At 32.7% G+C, this 21,186-nt stretch carries 19 protein-coding genes and 1 tRNA gene; 7 read left to right on the top strand and 13 right to left on the bottom strand.

Features of this window, described 5'->3' with window-relative positions:
* Window positions 1-110: 110 nt before the first annotated feature.
* From EF513_RS00305 to EF513_RS00270, 8 genes are all read right to left on the bottom strand, one after another.
* Window positions 111-1,037, bottom strand: coding sequence for a substrate-binding domain-containing protein (locus tag EF513_RS00305; RefSeq protein ID WP_125215426.1), 927 nt, complete (start codon window positions 1,035-1,037; stop codon window positions 111-113).
* A complete protein-coding gene (gltX, locus tag EF513_RS00300; RefSeq protein WP_164503883.1) occupies window positions 1,021-2,361 on the bottom strand; it encodes a glutamate--tRNA ligase in 1,341 nt (446 codons plus the stop codon). The genes EF513_RS00305 and gltX overlap by 17 nt, the downstream gene beginning before the upstream one ends.
* 162 nt (window positions 2,362-2,523) lie before the next feature.
* A complete protein-coding gene (locus tag EF513_RS00295) occupies window positions 2,524-3,414 on the bottom strand; it encodes a hypothetical protein (RefSeq protein ID WP_125215424.1) in 891 nt (296 codons plus the stop codon).
* Between the two features lie 878 nt (window positions 3,415-4,292).
* A complete protein-coding gene (locus EF513_RS00290) occupies window positions 4,293-5,618 on the bottom strand; it encodes an ATP-binding protein (protein ID WP_164503773.1) in 1,326 nt (441 codons plus the stop codon).
* 10 nt (window positions 5,619-5,628) lie between these two features.
* Window positions 5,629-6,297, bottom strand: coding sequence for a response regulator (locus tag EF513_RS00285; RefSeq protein WP_125215422.1), 669 nt, complete (start codon window positions 6,295-6,297; stop codon window positions 5,629-5,631).
* Between the two features lie 10 nt (window positions 6,298-6,307).
* Window positions 6,308-6,862 (bottom strand): SCO family protein, encoded by a 555-nt coding sequence (locus EF513_RS00280; protein WP_125215421.1) that lies wholly within the window; start codon window positions 6,860-6,862, stop codon window positions 6,308-6,310.
* Window positions 6,859-7,857 (bottom strand): porphobilinogen synthase, encoded by a 999-nt coding sequence (gene hemB, locus EF513_RS00275; protein WP_125215420.1) that lies wholly within the window; start codon window positions 7,855-7,857, stop codon window positions 6,859-6,861. Before hemB ends, EF513_RS00280 begins: the two co-directional genes overlap by 4 nt.
* A 114-nt stretch (window positions 7,858-7,971) precedes the next feature.
* A complete protein-coding gene (locus tag EF513_RS00270) occupies window positions 7,972-9,486 on the bottom strand; it encodes a hypothetical protein (protein ID WP_125215419.1) in 1,515 nt (504 codons plus the stop codon).
* 136 nt (window positions 9,487-9,622) lie between these two features.
* Here EF513_RS00270 and EF513_RS00265 point away from each other — a divergent pair, with 136 nt between their 5' ends.
* On the top strand, window positions 9,623-10,225 hold the full coding sequence (locus EF513_RS00265) for a riboflavin synthase (protein WP_125215418.1): 603 nt from the start codon (window positions 9,623-9,625) through the stop codon (window positions 10,223-10,225).
* A gap of 29 nt (window positions 10,226-10,254) precedes the next feature.
* Here the strand turns inward: EF513_RS00265 and EF513_RS00260 are convergent, their stop codons facing one another.
* The gene (locus EF513_RS00260; RefSeq protein ID WP_125215417.1) at window positions 10,255-11,496 is read right to left on the bottom strand and encodes a hypothetical protein; all 1,242 of its coding nucleotides are present in this window, start codon (window positions 11,494-11,496) and stop codon (window positions 10,255-10,257) included.
* 322 nt (window positions 11,497-11,818) lie between these two features.
* Window positions 11,819-12,742 (bottom strand): complex I NDUFA9 subunit family protein, encoded by a 924-nt coding sequence (locus EF513_RS00255; RefSeq protein ID WP_125215416.1) that lies wholly within the window; start codon window positions 12,740-12,742, stop codon window positions 11,819-11,821.
* 130 nt (window positions 12,743-12,872) lie between these two features.
* On the opposite strand from EF513_RS00255, the gene EF513_RS00250 reads away from it, so the two are divergent.
* From EF513_RS00250 to lptB, 6 genes are all read left to right on the top strand, one after another.
* Window positions 12,873-12,961 (top strand) — tRNA-Leu (locus EF513_RS00250).
* Window positions 12,962-12,981: 20 nt separating this feature from the next.
* On the top strand, window positions 12,982-13,590 hold the full coding sequence (locus EF513_RS00245; protein ID WP_125215415.1) for a ribonuclease D: 609 nt from the start codon (window positions 12,982-12,984) through the stop codon (window positions 13,588-13,590).
* 22 nt (window positions 13,591-13,612) lie between these two features.
* Window positions 13,613-14,569: a KpsF/GutQ family sugar-phosphate isomerase gene (locus tag EF513_RS00240; protein ID WP_125215414.1), complete on the top strand. Its 957-nt coding sequence runs from the start codon at window positions 13,613-13,615 to the stop codon at window positions 14,567-14,569.
* 46 nt (window positions 14,570-14,615) lie between these two features.
* Window positions 14,616-15,188, top strand: a complete 573-nt coding sequence (gene lptC / locus EF513_RS00235) for an LPS export ABC transporter periplasmic protein LptC (protein ID WP_125215413.1) — start codon at window positions 14,616-14,618, stop codon at window positions 15,186-15,188.
* Window positions 15,185-15,745 carry a lipopolysaccharide transport periplasmic protein LptA gene (gene lptA / locus EF513_RS00230; protein WP_125215412.1) on the top strand — a complete coding sequence of 187 codons (561 nt, stop codon included), beginning with the start codon at window positions 15,185-15,187 and terminating at the stop codon, window positions 15,743-15,745. Before lptC ends, lptA begins: the two co-directional genes overlap by 4 nt.
* Before the next feature lie 2 nt (window positions 15,746-15,747).
* Window positions 15,748-16,470, top strand: coding sequence for an LPS export ABC transporter ATP-binding protein (gene lptB, locus EF513_RS00225; protein ID WP_241208585.1), 723 nt, complete (start codon window positions 15,748-15,750; stop codon window positions 16,468-16,470).
* Between the two features lie 39 nt (window positions 16,471-16,509).
* On the opposite strand, the gene EF513_RS00220 is transcribed toward lptB, so the two are convergent.
* From EF513_RS00220 to EF513_RS00210, 3 genes are all read right to left on the bottom strand, one after another.
* Window positions 16,510-17,211 (bottom strand): hypothetical protein, encoded by a 702-nt coding sequence (locus EF513_RS00220; protein WP_125215410.1) that lies wholly within the window; start codon window positions 17,209-17,211, stop codon window positions 16,510-16,512.
* 111 nt (window positions 17,212-17,322) lie between these two features.
* Window positions 17,323-20,091, bottom strand: coding sequence for an ankyrin repeat domain-containing protein (locus EF513_RS00215; protein WP_125215409.1), 2,769 nt, complete (start codon window positions 20,089-20,091; stop codon window positions 17,323-17,325).
* A gap of 165 nt (window positions 20,092-20,256) precedes the next feature.
* Window positions 20,257-21,030 (bottom strand): NAD kinase, encoded by a 774-nt coding sequence (locus EF513_RS00210; RefSeq protein ID WP_125215408.1) that lies wholly within the window; start codon window positions 21,028-21,030, stop codon window positions 20,257-20,259.
* Between the last annotated feature and the right edge of the window lie 156 nt (window positions 21,031-21,186).

The following is a 21,186-nucleotide window of genomic DNA, read 5'->3' as shown; positions in this document are numbered from 1 at the left end:
TTTATAAAGTAAATTTTAATGTAATGATTTACTCTTTCTAAAAGCTATTCTTAGAAAGAATTTTTATAAATGCAACTAAAAAATTGCAAAAATACAACTTGTGGTAGTGATTAATTGCTTACAGGAGTGATACCAAGGGCTGAAAAGGCCTCTCTTCGCTTGGTATAATATTTTTTCAAATAATCTATTAAATGTGCAAACTTAGGATCGGATTTAATCATTTGTTCATCATAATATAATATAAGTTTACGGCTTAGTGCATAATTCCCATTAAGGATATTTTCATCATTAACAGTAAAGTCATCAAGCGCTAAAATCCTCAATTGATGAGTATTAGCATAAAAATATCCAATATCAATTAAACCAAGGGCATAAGGATCATTTACAATTTTTTGAATGATTAAATTTTGATTATTACCATTTTCTATATACATGTTTTGTTTTATACTATTAGTTGTGTTTTTTGTAACAATATCCTTGATGATATCATAACCACCACTATTAGAATTAGGACCATGAATTTTAATAACTTTTTTAGGGAAACTAGGGTTTATATCTCGCCAGGTTTTAAATTTAGGATGAGCAAGAGTGTTAACAAGCTGCTCAGTTGAGAGAGAGGTAATACCAAGAGGGGTATTTTTACTAATAGCAATAACTAGAGCATCGGAACCAATTACTAGCTTGGCAATCTTATTAATGCCGTTCTGTGCACATAATTTGACTTCTGATTGTGTTATTGGCCGAGAAGCCATTACAATTTGTGGGGAATAAAATTTATTTAAACAAAATAATCTAAACCCTGGGCCACTTCCTACGTTTTCTACAATAGGTGCAGGATAATTAAAATCTTCATGATAGTCTTCAGCAATCACGGTCATTAGCGGGTAAAGCACCAATGAGCCGGACATACGGAAGCTAGATTCTGCCATACCTAAGTTGCTATAACTAATAAAGCTAATCGCAATTATTAGCTTGGATATTATGTTAATTATGCACCGTTTAATTTGAGTGTTACCAATACTAACCATTTTTACCATTTAATCTTTTAATCGCTCTTTCCTTACCAATAAGAGGTAATAATAAATTTAATTCTGGGCCATGATCTTTAGCTGTTAAAGCCTTACGAATGGGCAGAAATAAGTCTTTGCCTTTTAATCCTGTAATAGCGCTCAGTTGTTTACTCAGTGTTTTCCAAGTGTTATTATCCCATGGCTCTTCAGGTAGGTTATCAATAGCATGCTGTAGTAACTCAGGATTTTCAATTATAGGCTTCATTTCTTCAAAACAGATTTGCCACCACTCACTAGCTTCATCAATAGTTACTATATTTGATCTAATTGCTAACCAAAATTCAGCCGTTACGTTATTAAGTCCTAATGCTTTAAGTTGGGCTTCAACCTGTTTAAATTCTAGTATACCTAAGGTTTTATGATTAAAATTAATTAATTCATGTTGATCATAATTGGCAACAGCCTTATTAAATTTGCTAATATCAAATTCATCAATGATTTCTTCTAAAGTGGCTCTAGGTTGAATAGGATCGCTAGTTCCTAATTTTGCCAGCATGGTAGCAATTGATATTGCTTCAATGTGTTTTTGTTGTAACGACAATACCTCAAAGCCACCAATACGCTTAGACATTTCTCCTTCTGCTGCTTTTATTAAAGCCAAATGCCCAAACTCAGGAATAGTAGCATTTAAAGCTTTAAAGATTTGCACTTGAATAGCAGTGTTCGAAATATGGTCTTCACCTCTAATTATATGAGTTATGCTATAGTCAATATCATCAATCACTGAGCATAAAATATAGGTAAAGCTCTGATCTTCTCTGACTAAAATAGGATCAGAAAGATTAGATCCTTCAAACTTAATTTCTCCGCGCACCATATCATTCCAAATGATAGCTTCATCTAACATCTTAAAGCGATAATGGGGCTTTTTGCCGCCTGCAACCATCTTTGCTACTTCTTCTGGAGATAACTTAAGTGCAGCGCGATCGTAAATAGGAGGTTTGCCGCGGGTGAGTTGCATTTTGCGTTTGATTTCCAATTCTTCAGGAGTTTCAAAACAAGGGTAAAGTCTACCAGCATTAATCAATTGCTGCTTAATTTCTTCATAACGAGTAATGCGATCAGATTGTTTAGCAAAAATATCCCAGCTAAAACCTAACCATTTGAGATCATGCTCAATTTGTAAAGCATATTCAAGTTTTGAACGTTCTGGATCAGTATCATCTAAACGTAGCATAAACTTACCATTATGCTTTTTGGTATATAGCCAGTTAATAAGAGCAGTTCTTACATTTCCAATATGTAAAAGCCCGGTTGGGCTAGGGGCAAATCTAGTGATTACAGTCATGATCTATGGCTCGAGTTAAAAAGTTATCATAACATATTTTTGTAACTGTTAAATGTCAATATAATATAAAGAATTAGCTTAGCAAAATGCTGAGATCACTGGGCTTGTGAGGAAAAATATAGTTTAAAAGGACTCAAGCCTTGAGAGCGTTATTTATTAGCTAAATTAACGGCCGTTATCCTGTATTTTAGGTTGCAATTTTACCTTGGTAGTATGCTTAGTATTAGTTGTATATCTAGCTTTAGTGTTAGTACCTTGTTTTCCCTTTTTGCTTTTATGCTTCTCTTGCTGTTTTTCTCTGGTATCTTGTTTGGATATCTTGTTTAGCTTTGATGTTGTGTCTGGTGTGGTATTGTTTTGCGGGGCTATTATATCTTGGGCTCTTGGGGAATGTTGCTTAATACGTATAGGTTTGTGGTGTTCAGTATGTTCAGAAAGACCATATTGTCCAACATTTTTGCCAGTGGCTTTATATACAATATAGTCACACATATGTAGGATAAGTTCTTTAATAGAATGAAGAATTTTAATAAGGTTAAAAGTGAGCTTTAAGTCAACAATGTGACTTTCTAATTGAATAAATGTAATGGTTTTATTATCTTTATCTGTAGTTTTACCTATCAAAATTTCTTTAAATAGGTTTCCTGCTCTGATGCCTCCTTCAATCTTGTCTGCCGCTGTAGGGTAGTGGGAAGAATGGCGGGCTGCTACTAAGCCAGTTGTATTAAAATGCTGAAAAAGCTCGCCATTATCTTCAATTACAAAATGGGCACCTTTTAAAAATTTAACTAAATTATCCCCATTAATAAATTTAATTAAAGCATTATGTATAGCTTTTACATTTTTCTTTTCTGTGGGTGTTAAAGAATGAAAATTATCAGTTAACACTTGGCTTAGATTTAATCCTTCCACAGATGAATTAATGATAACTAAGATGTCTTTTAAAGCATCATTTAAGAAATTATTTTCATCTGTAGCAGCTGGAATACGAGATAATTCTGTTATCAAAGGTGAGAAATCAATTTTTATATCAAAGAATCCCATAAACCAAACCATCTCTCGTGTTTGCTAATTATTAATAATAATACAAAAAAATTAATTTGTAAACATTTTTGCTGTGTTGTTAAATAGGCCAGTAGGTAATTATTATCCTATAATATTGATTTAAATTGAGAATATACTCTTTTATGCTTTTATTAGTTCATAGCTCTTCAGTGTTGCAAAAGATAACTAATACTAAGATTTTTAAAATATGAGCTGTGTAGGTTATTATAATAATTTAAAATTTTGTTGCTTGGAAGTAAGGTCTGTGTGTAGCTTTGTAAGCTTAGCTATCTGGGTTGGAAGCTTGTAGAGCAGCTGATTGTTTTTTAATTATATAATAGTGAGCGCTGTTGCCGTTAATCTACTATATTCTGCTTGAAAATTTGATGATTTTAAGAAATCAGCATGAAAGGTTTTTTCAGGATAGTCTAAAAAATATGTTCTACTTTTTAAATTAACTCAATATTGATAAACCTACTTTCAAAACAGCAGTCGCTATAATAATAAATTCTCTAATACTTATATTGTTTTTAAGATTTTCATTTTTATCAAAAGAGATAGTTATTGGATCATTCCGAAAGATCTCAGTAAGTTCTGCTCTTACTGTGCGATTTAAATTAAATAAAATTTTTGTAGGCTTATAAGTTGAAAAGGGAAAAATTTTATTAAAAAATGCTTCTTTTGGTACGTTAAATAGATGTTTTCTTTATTTAGCTATTTTTGTAGCAAAGCTAGAATTTGGTTTTTTCTTACTGTATTTCTCAAGCATTACTATGCCATTCCTTAAATTAAGCTTAAATAAAATATTTTTAATTTAAAATCAATTACCAGTGAGGGTAATTTAAAAATTAATAAACAAATAATACACTTGAAGTAAAATTAAGAGGTGGTTAACTAGGTAATTCAATTACAAAGCTGGCGCCGTTCAATTTATAATTTCTTTTAGAAACATATATATTACCACCATGAGTAAGTATAATATTTTGAGAAATGGCAAGTCCTAGGCCTGCGCCGGCTTTGTTTAAATTGCGTGCATAATCAGCTCTATAGAATGCCTTAAAGATTTTATCCTCCTCCTCCTTAGGGATTCCCGGGCCATTATCTTCAATAATAATCTTTATGGTTTCAAAGTCTTTACGTATGTCAATCCAAACTTTATCGCCATGTTTAAAAGCGTTATCAATGATGTTAATTATAGCTCGTTTAAGAGAAAAAGGCTTAATTAGAATTTGTAATTCAGCAAATTGGGGACTAAATTCAATATTATGGATATCAAATTTTTTGATAATATCTTTAATCATTTCAATAATATCAATTTCATTAAAATCTTCTAACTCATCTTGCGAGCTAATTAACTCTAAATATTCACTGATCATATATTGCATTTCATTGATATCTTCTTGAATTGCTTCGATCTCGCTATTTTCTGGTAGCATAGCCAGCCTTAATTTGATCCGTGTTAGAGGGGTTTTTAAATCATGCGAAACCCCTGCTAGCATAAGAGTTCTTTGAGTAAATTGTTGTTCGATCCGATCCTTCATTTTTAAAAAATTTATTCCTGCAATTCTAACTTCTCTAGCACCTTCCGGCTTGAAATTGCTGATATCTTGGCCTCTACCAAAGCTTTCAGCGGCTGTTGCTAGTTTTATAATCGATCTTACTTGATTACGCATAAAAATAATGGCAATTACAATTAGAATGATAGCAGAAGAAACTATCCAAGTTAAAAATATACCAATAGTAGGCGTGATAATTCTCTTGCGCGGAATCTCTATTAAATAATAATTGTTTCTTTGTTTGGTAATAATTATAATATCTTGATCTTGCTTATCTTGGTATAGGCCAAATTCCTCATCAAGGACTCCTTGCAGTTCACGCGAAAGATGTTGTAATATTTTATGTTTGTTGCTTTTATTAATTAAGTTTACTGCATCCTGCCTGCTAATTTTTTTAATTTCAAAAGATAAATAATTGGCTGCATAATCAATAATTTGTTCTTCTTGATACAACTGATCGTTATAAAGTCTTACAATGATTCTAATATCATTAATAAGAGATTGTTTCATATAATAGCTTACACCCTCCCAATGGCGATCAAAAAAGATGTAAATAGTAATGGCTTGCAAAGTAAACCAAGGAATTAGAATAATAGCTAAAAATCTTGCGAATAACGATTGTGGTTGTAATTTTTTAACGATGATTTTAATATTTTTCATATATAGATACTTATATAAATAGCCCATATCCCTGGTTACGTACGGTGATAATATATTTAGGTTTTTTAGAGTCATCTTCAATTTTAACTCTAAGGCGTACAATTTGAACATCAACCGAACGATCGCTAATCCCAAAATTAAGTTGTGCTAACTCTTCCCTACTAAAAGGATGGTTAAGCTTGGATGCTAAAATTTTTAATAAGCTTGCTTCGGTTGAGCTTAAATCAATGGGTTGCCCTGATTTATGCAACTTTAAGCTTTTTAGGTTAAATATTAATTCACCAAATTCAACTATATTGCTGTGATCATAGGTAGTACGGGTAATAAGTTTTTGTATTCTAAGTAATAATTCCTTAGGTTCAAAAGGTTTGCCAAGATAATCATCGGCACCTACTTCAAGGCCGTTAATGCGGCTGGAAGCATCACCAAGCGCACTCAACATTAAAATGGCAATGTTATTATATAAATTATGGGATTTCAAAAACGAAGCGAAGTTAATACCAGATTCGCCCGGCATCATGACATCTAAAATTATAAGATCAATTTTTTCGTTGAGAAGAATTTTCTTGGCTTGCTCAGTATTAGAAGCTGTAAAGCATAAAAAATGCTGATCGGTTAAATATTTATGTAGCAGTGATCTTAATTTATCATCATCATCTAAAATTAAAATCACTGCCATAGTTTAGAATTTATTTCTTAAGTAATGATTTAAGCCGTTTTGCCATAGCCTTACCGGTTGCCTCATGCTCAAAATGGGTGATATAATTGCCATCTGGACCCATTAAATAAATAAAGCTTGAGTGGTTAATTAAATATTCGCCTTTATCATTCACTTCCTGGGTTTCTTGTGTAAATACACGATATGAATTAATAGCTTGTTCAATTTGCTCTTTGTGACCAGTTAGACCAACAATTTTAGGATCAAAGTTACTCATAAAATCGGTGAGTTTTTTAATATCATCACGTCTAGGGTCAACTGTAATAAAATACATACCAACTTTCTTAATCTCTTTTTCAGTGAGATAGTCATAAACGTTAGACATATTATTTACGGCCATAGGGCATATATGAGGGCAGGTGGTAAACCCAAAATATATTAATGTATATTTCCCTAATAACGCCTTTTCTGTTACAGTTTGATTTTGAGTATCAATTAATTGGAATTGGCCGCCAATTGCAGCTTTCTCAGCATTGGCAAAATTGGTAAAAAAGCAAATAATAATGCCTAAAATAAGTCGCTTCATAAGGTTTCTCCTAGTTTTAAGATTTTTGCAACATCAATAGCAGCATAAGATATAATGCCACTACATCCAGCACGTTTAAAGCAAATCATGGTTTCAATCAAGGTTTTATTATAATTTAGTGCGTTATTAGCCGCAGCAAACTTAAGCATTGCATACTCGCTGCTGACATGATAGGCAAAAATAGGTGTATTAAAATTATCAAATGCTCGTGCTATAATATCTAAATAAAGAGTGCCAGGTTTTATCATTATAATATCTGCTCCTTCTCTGATATCTAATTCTATTTCTCTTAATGCTTCTCGAGCATTTGCCGGGTTCATTTGATAATGTTTTTTATCCTTTTTTTGTAGAGTGCTACTTGATCCCACTGCATCCCTAAAACTTGCATACAGTCCTGAGGCATATTTGGCTGCGTAGGCAAGGATAGGGATGTCGTAAAACCCTTGCTGATCTAAAGCATGACGAATAGCACCAATTCTACCATCCATCATATCAGAAGGCGCTACCATGCTGCATCCGGCCTGAACTAAATTTAAAGCTTGCTTGGTTAAAATTTCAATCGTGCGGTCATTGTCCACTAATTCTTGGTCGTTTAACACTCCATCATGACCGTGGGTGGTGTAAGGATCAAGCGCTACATCGCAAATGATTCCTAATTCTGGATATTTATTTTTAATGGCCTTAACAGCTCTGCTAAGTAAATTATCTGGATTTAAAGCTTCAGTGCCCATTTCATCCTTCAGCTTTGGATCAATGCTTGGGAATATGGCAATGGCTTTAATGCCTAGTTCTACCGCTTCTTCTAATTTAATCAGCAGCTGATCAATCGAATATCTATAAACATCGAGAAGGGTAGGGATTGCTTTTAGAAGGTTTGTTCCTTCTGTGATAAAGCATGGCCAGATTAAATCATCGGTAGTTATTACATTTTCAGCTACAATATCGCGTAGCCATGGTTGGTTTCTAAGTCGTCTTAAACGAGTGGTAGGATACATAAATTATAAGCCCTTGAATTTGGCATCTTCAATTAAAATATTAAAGTCTGCCAAAAAATCAAGAGCTTATATTGGTAGATAGAAATTAAGTACCTTACCTTGTGGTTTGATTCACTAGAGGAGAGCTTGTTCAGGAGCTTGTTCTGCTGGTTTAAAATATCCATTAGGGCCAATTAAGGTTGCAATACAAACATTCAATGCCTCCTTCGTCGCTGGTAGAATCTCTGTATCAGTGGTACTGGTAATGAATTGTTGTATTATACTAACATTGCTGTAAATTCTTTGTAATATGACGTTAACTGATACGGAATCTAGGCCTAGACCTTTAGCTTGCAATTCCTCTAGCTTTGTAAGATTCTTGTTTATCAGTTTATCTAAATTATTACGGGCATTTACTTGACCATCCTTAAGATTAGGTAAATAACAAAATTGAGTCCTTAGCTCGTTAACATCAGTAAGAAAATCTCTTGGTGTTTTAGCTTTTAATACTTCTAGTTTAACGTTTGCACGTTGCTTAAAGTTGTCATCCTTACTTCTATCCATTGCGGCGAACATTTCAATTAAGTTTTGCCTAATTTCCAGTTCAGTTTGAGCATCCATCCAATCAGAGTTAAGCCATCTGAGATTGCTTTTTGATTTAAATACAGCGTAATCAATTTCCATCCCCGGATTGCTAACCAGCCAATTCTTTAGGTCTTTAACTTGCTTTTCAAATAATACTGAAGAAATTATGTAAGCAGCTGCACCTAAATAGGTTCCTTTTTTAAGGGAATCAAGGATAGCAAAGTTTTTATCTAATCTATGGAAATAGTTTAAAGCTGCATTTGAGTAATATGATAAGCTTTTATAAATAGAAGCTGAATGGCCGGATACAGCGACGGAAGTTGCATAAATCATGCCTAAATTACCGGTTACATATAAAGCGGCAACTGTTGCTACTCCACCAACTAATAACCCTGCCACCACCCATAAAGCAGCTTTAGTTATGTTTTGATTATATTTTTTGTTGGTTGTTATAGATTTAGTTTTTTCTTTGATTAGGTTGTTAGCAATGCTTGTAAATAGGTTAGTTATTTCATTTGTATTTAAATGACTCTCTGCTAGCAAATCGTCGTCAAATCTGCCTTGGTCTTTTAGTTTTTTTAGGGCGACTATAATGTCTGTTTGGCACTTTTGAATTTGTGCTAGCTTATTATCGGGATTCATTGCTTCTGTATCTAGATTTTCAGAAGCCTGAATATTTGCTATATTTGTGAATTCTAGCAAATTTGCTGAGCCTAATAAGTTGCTGTATTTAATTGCGGGATCGCTATTTTGATCTGGAATATTTAAATCAATACCATTAAGATCTATAGTTTCTAAACCCTCTAATGCTTTGTTAATATCTTTAACTGCGCCATTTATTTTGTCTTGAACGGTTTCTAGGTGGGATGCTAGTCCTGCATTTTGAATTTTAGTTGTAGTAAATTTATGAGATCCTGCTGCCATCGCTGCATATTGGGTAAAGAGGCTATCCTTAAATAATTCTGCTTTAAAGCCTTTTTGCGCTTTATAACCTGCTCTTAAGTCGTCTTTTAATTTTTTACGAGTTTTCTCTGCTAATTCTGCAGTAGGAGTAAGATTTGACATAAAGACCTTGCTTTTCAAGTTGCTATATTTTATTTTTACGTATTATAACATAAAGTAGCTTTGAAAGCTACTATGCATTTAATATTAAAATTATTTTTAATAAAAAATTTAATCTTTTCAAGAGAAATAATTAAAAATGTTTACTGGAATAATAAAAAATCAAGGTGAAATTAATAATATTGATTTAAATAGCCAATCTGCAAGAGTGGAAATTACAGTTAATCCTGCGTTAAAAACGCAAATTGGCGCTTCAGTTGCCTCTAATGGTGTGTGTTTGACTGTAGTGGGGATTAAGGAAGATATGTTAACTTTTGATATCTCAGTTAATACTCTTAATAAAACTACAGCAGGCAGTTGGCGCAAGGGACAGCTGGTTAATATTGAATCTGCAATGAAAATGGGGGATGAGCTTGGTGGGCATATTATATTAGGCCATGTTGATCAAATAGCACGTGTTATTAAAATTACCCCGGTGGATAATTGTTATTATGTTGATATTGAAATTCCTGCTGAGTATAAAAAATATTTGGCTCATAGAGGCTCAATTAGCATTGATGGAATTTCTTTAACTATTAATGATTTGAGTAACAATATAGTACATTTATGTATTATTCCACATACATGGGAAATAACTAGCTTTAAGCATTATGAGGTGGGTACTCTAGTTAATTTTGAAGTGGATTATTTTGCACGGCAAATTGTGGCCTTCCTTGAACAGAGAGAGCAGAGTAAAACCTAAACTAAAGCAAGTTCAGTTTAGGATATAAACTAAAGATGTTGCTGTGATCCTTGGATAAACTGCTGTTTAAATTCTGTTGTAAAGTTATCTAAAAATTTGTTAATTTTTTTAATTAAAGCTGATGTTTGCTCAGTAGGAACCTTAGGGGCTATTTCTTGCTGTATTGTTTGCTTAATTTTATCTAATTCTTTATAAATATTAGTTAAAATTATATTTGTAGCTTTTGAAGTAGGATCTTTAATTTCACTGAGTTGTTGGATTTTTGTTTCTACAACTTTGCTAAGTATATTAAGTTTTAAATTATTGTCTTGATCCTGGCTTGCTATTTTATCTAAGGTTGATTTGATATTCTCAAGCTTGTCAGTTAAGCCTCTAAGTGGATCTAAAGCTATGACCGCTTTCATTAAGTAAGTTTGGGTTTTTAAAATTGTTTCAGTTTCAAGCCAGTTATGACTCAATTTATATTTAAAGTAATCTAACTCAGGGGTTAGTTTGTTCTTAATCGCCTGTTCAAATTCTTTAAATGGTTTAACTAGGTAAGTGGTAGCAATTTCTAATACCTCAGTACCAAGCTCGGTTTGTTTTAGTAATGATTTTACAATATTGCCGAGTGTGCCTAGTTGAGAATAAGTGCCTAATGCGGTTAAACATAAGGCGGCTGTGGTTTGAAAAATCTGAGCTGATTGAACGGAAATTAAGCCTAATCCTCCGTAAATTAATGCAATTTGTGAGGTGGCTAAAAGTATGGCAAGTCCTTGGGCTCCTAAAATTGCAGATATAACCACAATAGAAACTACTGACTTCACTTGATTTTTAAAACTATTATTAATTTTAGATAATTGTTTTCTTTCCTCGATTAGCTCTTGAGCTAAATTGTTAACAATCATATTCAAATTTTCTGCAGTCAACCCATTGGTAGGTTTTGCTTTTTCAATTACAATATCTTTTAATCTATTAAATTCTTTGGTTATATTTTGCTTAATTTCAACATCTGGTACTCTGTTAACTTTTTTTAATTCTATATAAATTTTTTTGATTATGCCATTTTCTTCCTTTCCTTCCAGGGCTTTTTTAAGCTTGGAGTAATAAGCGTAATCTGCTATTTGTGGAGTTGGATAAAAATTCTTTGAATTGGCAATGGTGGCTAAGGTTTTATTTAAAAAAGTTTTTCCTGCCTTTAAGTTATTCATGGTTTGAAAACGGACGCGTGTAGAGGTAGAGCGGTCTATTTTCTTAAGAAACTTATGCGAATATTTGTGCGCATCACTCATGATTAACCTACTAAATTAATAGTTTAAATGTTAATTATATTACTGTAATATTAATATTGTAACCTTTTATTGTGCGTTTGGCTATCTTTTCTATATATAAAGTAAGAGTAAATGTTAAATTAACATTAAAGAACTTTTTGATCAGATCTCTTGCATAACTTAGAAATAGTAAGGAATTTTTAGAATAAACTTTAGAGAGCATCCTAAAGTACTTAAATCTATTTAGAAAGAGTAACCTAGTTTTATCAACAAAATTATAGTCAAAGGTACCTTTATCAATAGGTGTATATCATACTTTTAAAATATAATATTTGCTCAGAACTTATATTATCGAATTTCTATATCGCCCCAAGTAATTTGGTATGATTTGCTCTGCATCGGTAAGATTAATTAACCATAAATTTTTAATGGTTGGAAACTGATCATTTACAATGCTATCGGTTTTAAGGGTATCAACTTGATCCATGGTTAATATGGGTTCAGGTAAAATTTGTAAAAACATGCCCATAAATTTAGCTAGCATTTCAGGTATATTAATAAGGAGTTTTTTTCGCTTAGTGTATTTACAGATAAGCTCCATAATTTCTCTTAGGGTATAAACTTTATTGCCTGCTAGTTGATAAATATCAGGTTTGATTTGTGGGTGCTTAATAATATTAATTGTAGCTTGAGCTACATCTTTGACGTAAATAGGCTGAAATTTAGTATTACCGCCCATAATTAATGGTAAAAAAGGTGAGTAAGTGGCTAGGTCGGCAAATATATTGAAAAAATTATCATCGGGTCCAAAAATTATGCTAGGTCTAAGGATATAATAGTTTTTAAATTCTTTAATAATTGCTTCTTCGCCACGTAATTTAGATCTGGCATATTTGCTGTGTGATTTATCAGCCCCTAATGCTGAGAAGTGAATTAATTTTGGTATGGCTAGTTCGTTACAAAGTCTAGCTAATCTTTCTGGCCATATAATATGCAAGTTATTAAACTTAGCTTTATGGGATTCATGTAAAATGCCAACCAGGTTGATTACTGCTTCGCTGTGTTCAATTATTCTTTTAAGTTTTGATAGATCCTCTAAATCGCAAGTAGTTAAATGAATTTGTCCCACTTGGCCGGCGGTTTTAAGATATTGGGCTTGTTCCGGATATCTAGTAACTATTACTATGCTATAACCTAACTTAGCAAGCTCTCCTACTATATACTTACCTACGAAACCTGAACCGCCAAAAATAGTAATTTTATGCATTTACTATCGCTTTAATTAAATTTTTTTCCTAAATAAATATATAGTTCAATAATATGCCACTTGTAAACTTGAAAATAGATTGACTAAATATTAATAATCTGTACATTTTCGAGGTAGTTTAAGTAACATTGCCCGGATGGCGGAATTGGTAGACGCGCTAGTTTCAGGTACTAGTGACCGTAACAGGTCTTGGAAGTTCGAGTCTTCTTCCGGGCACCATCTATAAAGGTAAGTTTCAAGTGAAAGTAGTTCTCCATAAAAATGATATTCCATCCTTCCTTGATTTGGGCGATCAAATTGCTATTGATACAGAAGCAATGGGTTTAAGAAATCACCGCGATAGACTATGTGTAATCCAGCTATCAAGCGGCAATGGACAAGCGCATTTAGTACAATTTACTGATAAAACTTATGATTGTCCTAATCTAAAAAAGTTGCTTGCCGATCCAACTAAACTTAAAATACTGCATTTTGCTAGATTTGATGTGGCAATTATTAGAAAATATTTAGGGATAACTTTAAATCCTGTATTTTGTACAAAAATAGCTTCCAAGCTCGCTAGAACTTATACTGATCTACATGGTCTTAAAGAATTATGCCGTGAACTGACCGGTACAACCATTTCTAAAGCACAACAAACTACCGACTGGGGTCATCCTAATCTCACTAAGGAACAGCTTGATTATGCTGCAAGTGATGTTCTTTACCTCCATGAGATTAAGAAAAAGCTTGAGCATATGCTAGCAAGAGAAGGTAGAAGCGAATTAGCAGAGGCTTGCTTTAAGTTCTTACCTTTTAGAGCTGAATTAGATTTGCAAGGCTGGGAAGAAGATATTTTTGCACATTAATAAATACAAGTAAGGCTAAAATATGACTAAGCTTGATTTTGCACAAATTATCAATCATGTGTGCGAAGCGAACATAATAGCAATTAATCAGATAAAAAGCATTATTGATCCTTTTATATTAGAAAAAGTAGCTAAAGCAATTTTAGCTGTAGAGGGGAAGATAATATTTTCCGGAATTGGTAAAAGTGGCCATGTTGCTAAAAGAGCAGCAGCAAGTTGTGCTTCGATGGGAAGTCCTGCTTTTTATCTTCATCCTGCAGAAGCAAGCCATGGTGATCTAGGAATGATATCCTCTAATGACTTATTGATTGCTGTGTCATATTCAGGGAATAGCTTTGAATTAAAATCAGTTTTAGAATATGCTAAAAATATTAACTGCCCGATAATTGGTGTTGCTTCTTGCGAAGATTCTATTGTAGGCAGTAAATCTGATCTAGTAATAAAAATTCCTAAAATTACTGATATTACTAATTTTCCAGCTCCGTTTGTTTCTACTAATACTATTTCAATTTTGCTTGATATAATTATTTTTGCTGTATTTGAAAATAAATCTTTTAGCAGAGAAGAGTATAAACGCTTACATCCTGGAGGTAATATTGGTATATTGATGCTCAAAGTAAAAGATTTAATGCATCGAGGCCAAGAATTGCCGATCGTACGCTATAATCAGCAAATGGACCAAGTTTTGCTGGAGATTACCAGTAAAAGATTTGGCTGTGCGGGAGTGGTTAATCAAAATGATGAATTTTTGGGTATGATCACAGATGGTGATATTAGAAGGCATATGGCAGGTAATTTGCTGCAGCTTACCGCTCAAGAGGTTATGACACCTTTACCCAAAACTGTACTCCAAGAAGATGAAATTGCAGAAGTTTTAGTAAAATTTACCCAATATAAAATTACTAATGCATTTGTTGTTAAAGAGAAAAAAATTATTGGATTAATTCATATTCATGATATTTTACAAAAAACTAATTAATTGTTATAGTACCTATAAAGTTAAATTTTTGTAGATTGTTAGGGTGATGTTAAATCAAAATGCTAAATTGGTTAAAACAATTAGTTTGCTGCTTTTATTGTCAGTAACTATAACCGTAGCTATATTAATGATTAGTAATGCTAAGAACAAGCTGGTTTTAAAGACTGTAGCTTTTAATAAAGAAGAAACCATTACTCAAAAAGTAATTAATCCTTTTTATACCACCTTAGATAGTAAAAAGCGTCCGTTTAATATTAGTGCCGTAGAGGCGGTAAAAATTGATGAAGATAATCTTAAATTAGATAATGTTAACGCAGCTCTAGATATTAATGATCAAAAAAAGATAACAGCGAGCTCTGATCAAGGAATATATAATTCCAAGGAAGATAAAATATATTTATCAGGCCACGTACGGGTAGTTACTAATGATGGTTCATCAGTTAGTACCGAATCAGCTGATTTAGATATCAAAAATTCACTTATTTTCTCCAATAAATTTGTAGAAGTTAAAACGGAAAGTTCTTACCTGACCGCCCAAAATGGATTTGTAATTACCAATAATGGTAAAAACATTTCTTTTAAAGGACCGGTGAAAATGAAAATTTGGAAGAGATCATGAATTTTTCAAAATATATTTTAATAATTTTTTGTTTGATTTCTTTTGGTTGCTGGGCAGAAGCGCTGCCGGCTTCTGATGTTGCACCTAAAATGAAATCTGAAGAACCAATTAATATTGCTGCAGATAGCTTAGATATTGATCAAGAGAAAAATATAGGCACTTTTAAAGGTAATGTTATTGCAGAACAAGAGAATATTAAAATTGTAGCAGATAAAATGGTAGTACATTATACTGCCCAAGATAAAAATAAAGATAGCTCTCAAGCACAAAGAGGTTTTGAACAAAAAATCAGTAAGATCGAAACCTTTGGAAATGTTAAAATGTTTGCTGAGCAAAAGGAAGCTTATGCAGATCGTGGTGAATATGATATTGAAAAAGATTTATTGTACTTATTTGATAATGTTAAGTTAATTCAGGATCAAAATATATTATATGGTGATAAACTATCCCACGATATTACAAGTGGTAAAACTAACATTGTTTCAAATAAATCTGAAGAGACTAATAAAAGAGTAAGGGTTATATTTACCCCTAAAAAGCAAGATAAAAAGGAATAAAAGTGGGTATTTTATCAGCAAAGGGCTTACAAAAATATTATGGTAACCGTAAAATTTTAGAGAATATAAATCTAGAGCTTGCTCCTGGGGAAGTGGTAGGATTGTTAGGTCCAAATGGTGCAGGGAAAACTACTTGCTTTTATATTATTGCAGGACTCATTAAAGCTGATCAGGGTGAAGTTTATATTGGAAATTATAATGTAACTGAGCTTGCTATGTATCAACGCTCAAGATTAGGACTGGGATATTTGCCACAAGAATCCTCAATTTTTAGGGGCCTTACTGTTGAAGAAAATATTAGAGCTGTATTAGAGATCACTGAAAAATCTGAATCTGAGCGTAAATTTAAACTTAAATCTATTTTAGATGAATTTAAGCTGAAGCACTTAGCTTCAGTACTTGCCACTAGCCTTTCCGGCGGTGAAAGGAGAAGGTTGGAAATTGCACGAGCTTTGGCGGCTAACCCAAGTTTTATTTTACTTGATGAGCCATTTGCAGGGGTAGATCCGGTTGCTGTAGGAGATTTAAGAAATCTAATTTTTATGCTAAAAAAAGCAGGAATAGGTGTATTAATTACCGATCATAATGTGCGTGAAACTTTAGATATAGTTGATAGAGCTTACATTGTATATGATGGTGTAATCTTAAAACATGGTCAAGCCAATGAAATTATTGAAGATGAAACAGTGCGTAAAGTTTATTTAGGTGAAAATTTCGTAATGTAACTTATAGCCTATTATAATTAAAAATCTAAAGTTTTGATACTATCTAAGTTTTTGTTTGCAAGCTGCTAAAAGTATTCTTAATTTGATATTAAAAGCTGGTATAGTAAGACTATTCTTGGCTATATAATTTAAATGATAACAGATAGTAGCTAGATAATATTTAGCAAAACCTTCGTTTGGTAGTAAATTACTATATTGCAAAAGGGAATCTTGAATTAAAGATGTTATGGTAATATTCTTAATCTCTAGGTAGCTGCTTAGCCTATCAGCATGTAAAGTTAGCCAGTAATTTTGAATAATATCTTTGCAAGTAACATTGATGCTAAATAAAGATGCTGTTAATGTAAAGCTTTCATCTAATTGCCTTTCAAACTCGATTAATTCTATTTCTGCTGCAGCTAATAACTCATAAAGCCTGCATATTGATTTGATAATTTTTAGGCATTTATCTTTGTTTTTAACTTCTCTAGCTAGTAATAATAATGGAGTGTTATTATGATGGGTGGGATTAGTGCTATTAAGGGTTTTTTCTAGCTGATCGTGCCACCATTTTAACCTTAATATTCTCAGCAATTCTTCTTGAGCTTTAATATTAACTTGAGAAAACTCATTAAATACTGCCCAGATGAACAATAAATCATAATCTTTTACGCCATTAAAAAACCAGCTTGTTATAAAACAATAATCATATTTTTTAAGGTCGTTAATAATAATCGAAATGTTATTATTTAAGGGCATCATGAATTATATAAATACTATGGATTTTATATTAAAGTGGATGAATAATAGTATAAAGCAAAGGTAAAATCCAGGTCGTATTTAAATAACCTGGATTTTAATTATCCTATACTTCTAATTTCTTGAGAGTTGCTCACTTTGTTGATCTTCCTTGGCACGTCTACTTAGGGAAGTCATTTCAGAATGCCTCCTCTTTTTTTGCAATACACTATAATTTTGCTCATTTTGTTCAGGAGAGCAAGAGGAGGGTGCAACCGGGGAATTATTAGAATTCAACTCTACTGCAAAGGAAAGAGCAGCGCCATTTTTACCGCGAGCTCTCTTGGTTGTCCGCTCTTGAGACCTTTCTTGTAGGGTTTTTGCTCTAGCTATTTGTTGCGTATCATTTGCTATCCATTCGCTTTGAGTGCTTGATATAATACCTAAAATGGGGGAGGGTGCCACTGACAAATTGTTAGGGGTGTTAAAACGCGCTGCAAATGAAAGAATACCGGCATCTTTACTGCGAGCCCTCTTGGTTAGCCGCTTTTGAGGTTTTTGTTGTGGAGCTGCTTCTGCTACCGCTACTTTTGACCAAGTGCTTGGTGTAACGCCTAAAGTGGAGGAGCGGCTAGCGGCTTGTAATGTTGAAGTTTGTGTAGTGAGAGATTGATATAACTGTAAAAGCTTTGATGGGATGCAAACAATTTTTTGCCTATTCGGTAAAGATCCGGCAGGAATTTTTGAACTAGGTTCTAAAATTTTAACAGCTCCAATAGGAAGTAGCTGCTCAGGAGTTAAATGACGTTTCAAGGTTGTTATCATAGATTTTAGCTGATTTAAATCTAGAAGTACTAAGTTATCATGGGGCTGGGCTACAACTGGAGTTGGTTTAATTAACTTAGCTATACCTAATGGAGGTACATCAGTAAGTTTCTGTGGCTCGGTTGGCATTTCGGTAGGTTCTTGGCCAGGGTTCTCAATAAGTAGGTTAATTATTCGCTGCTTTAGTTGTACTTTTTCTGTATTTGGTGGTATTATGTTTTGCATAATAGATAAGGCGGTTTGGCCGTGTGGACCTTTAATAGCAGGGTAGCCAGCAGGGCAGGATGCTAGTATAGTTTGTATGATATTAATTCTACTATGTATTGTTGCTAGCATCAAAGCATTGCATCCATGTTCTTCTGTTTCATATATATTACCACCACCTTCAGTTAATAATAGATTAAAAATATCTTCATTGCCCGTTATGATAGCTTGTAATAAGGGGGTATTTCTTTGAGCATTATGTTGGTTAGCATTAGCTTTGTATATTGTTAATAGTAATGCAGCTTCTATATTATTTGTAGTTACAGCTATGTGTAATGCTGTATTACCCTCATGATCTTGAGCATTAGGATCCAACCCGCAACGAAGCAATGATCTAATTAGGCTATAGTTTGCCTTAGATTGTAATAAAATATGCATAATAGCTATATCCGGTATTTGAGCAAAATCAGCGCCATTTAATATTAAATTTGCTAAATCTTCATGGTTGCTTAAATCATTTTGTTGAAATTGTAAAAAATGCTGATTAATGGATTCTAGTGACGCTTTTGTCCTCGTAAGGTTGGTCACAGATTGATCTACAGTAAGTTGTAATTGCGGAAAATAGAATTTTAATATTGCTGGATTGTTTTTACCAATATTGGGGTCAATTAAGCTCTCAAAGGTCTTACCATATGCCTTGCATAATTTTCGCATAATACTCAAACTAAAAAATGTATGCTGACCAAGAGGTCTGTTAGTGCTTTCGTGAGCACCTATAAGTAAGGCAAGCTGGTTAGCCATTATTTGGAGAGCTTGGTCAGTTAATTTCAACTCAGCAAAAGAAAGAATTTTATATTCATTTGCTATGTTTAATATTGATGGCAAAGCTAATCCGAATCCTTTTTTTTTCAAAATACTGTTAGATAGATGTTTAATACTATCCTTAAGTTTTTCTTTAACTGTTATGGTAACAGGCTTACACTGATTATCCTCTCCAGTTTTGAAATTTAAATTATAATCCACTGGATAATGAGCTATGAACTTAGCCATAATATTAAAATATATAACAGCTTGGTCGGTTTGGTCGGTATTATTATTCTGTAAAGCATCATCAATTTGCTTTGATAATGCGGTGATAATATTTTCATCAATAATTATCTTATGTTTTGTATATCCTTGATTGGTTACAATTTTGGATGATATAAGGTTTACGTTATGGGTGAGGTTAAAATAATCTTTATAGTAATATAAATCAATTTTTGTAGCTAAAATGATTTGAGTTAAATCAAGTATAGCTACTTCTAAGTTGATAAAAAAGAGTTGGGTTAATCGATCAGTGCCAGCTTTAAAAGTAATAGGAGTTTTACTAAAATCAGCTTGTTGCAAAATTTTAGGATTTAAAAGTAATAAAGCTATGGTGGCTGGGTCACCTGAGTTTATGGACCGTAATATTATACTTTGAGTGCTTAAATTATCTCCATGTTGCTGGGCTTCTATTATGTCGTCATCGTCTGCTATTACTAATGTATCTTCATCAATCTCATTTTCTTCCAATTGTTGTGTATAACTATCAGGTATAAATTTTTGATTGATTGCAGCATGTGCATGTTCATTTGCTAATATTGCAGTAATTAGCTCTAATTTATGCTGCTTTACATTAGAGGTTAGTTGGTCTTCTGGGGAAACTAAATAATGAAGTAAACTAGGATTTTGAGAGTTGTTAGGCCAGGTAATGGCTTGAATTAAATCTTGTTCTGGAAGGGTTTTAATTAAATTTAAGATTTCAATTAAATCTCCTTTATTATTTCTAATAAAGTCACAAATTTTATTTAGATTAGTGGATAATGATTCATTAACGCTTGTACTTGAAGACATATGATACCTATGTTTAGTATGTATTTATGATTTAACATATTGGTAATGTTAACATTTTTCAAACAAATAAATTAGTAATAAATATATTTAATTGATCGTAAGCTATTATCTAGCTAGTGATTAGTCAGGTTATGTATGGTGCTTAATAGCTATAAGAGGTAGGAATTATATTAAAAATTGTTCATTAATAATGCGTTCTTCTAGGCTATGACCTGGATCAAATAATAATTTAAGTTTAAGTTTATTGTTTTGATAAATTTTAGCTGATTTAACTTTTTCAATTTGTTGGAAATCAGCAGTGGCAATTACCGGTCTTTTATCAGAATAGAGTACTTCTAACTGAATTTTAACAGTATCAGGAATAAGCGCACCTCCCCAACGGCGGGGCTTATAGGAATTTAAAGGAGTTAATGCTAGCAATGGAGCATTAAGAGGGATAATAGGTCCGCCAGCAGATGCATTATAAGCACTGCTGCCTGCAGGAGTTGCCACTAATATGCCATCCGCCACTAACTCATCCATTTTAATTTGATTGTTAATAGAAAGCTTTAAATGGGCTGCTTGGTGGGTATGCCTAAATAAAGAAGCTTCGTTGATAGCTAGTAATTCATGTAATTGATTGTTGGTAGTTTCTACTATCATGGTAAGAGGATTGATAATGCTTGTTTCAGCGTGCTTTATTCTTTCTATTAAATTTTCTACTAAAAACTTATTTAACAGAAAACCTACTGTGCCGCAATTCATCCCATAAAATTTATAAGGTTTATGCATATAACGATGAAGATTATAAAGCATATAGCCATCGCCACCGAGTACTATTAATATAGCTTCTTCGTCAGTACTAGGTTTTTCAAAAATCAATTGTGGATAAGTTTTTTTTAATAGCTCATATTCTGCTTGAGCTGCTAAGCTTTTATCTGCTATACAATATATATTCATTTATCTACACTCTTATCAACAAAGTTATCCACAAGTTATCCACAATGCGCTTTTTATCATATGCATTTAAGTCTTAAATTTCAATTAATAAAAACAATAAATTTGTCCTAGAGGGGTAATAAAGTTGCAAGATTGTTGCATCTTTACTAGATTATC

It is taken from the genome of Rickettsiales endosymbiont of Stachyamoeba lipophora (assembly GCF_003932735.1).
Taxonomy (GTDB): Bacteria; Pseudomonadota; Alphaproteobacteria; order Rickettsiales; family 33-17; genus RICK01.
The sequence above is the reverse complement of the archived record's forward strand: the minus strand, read 5'-3'. Positions and strand labels throughout refer to the sequence as shown.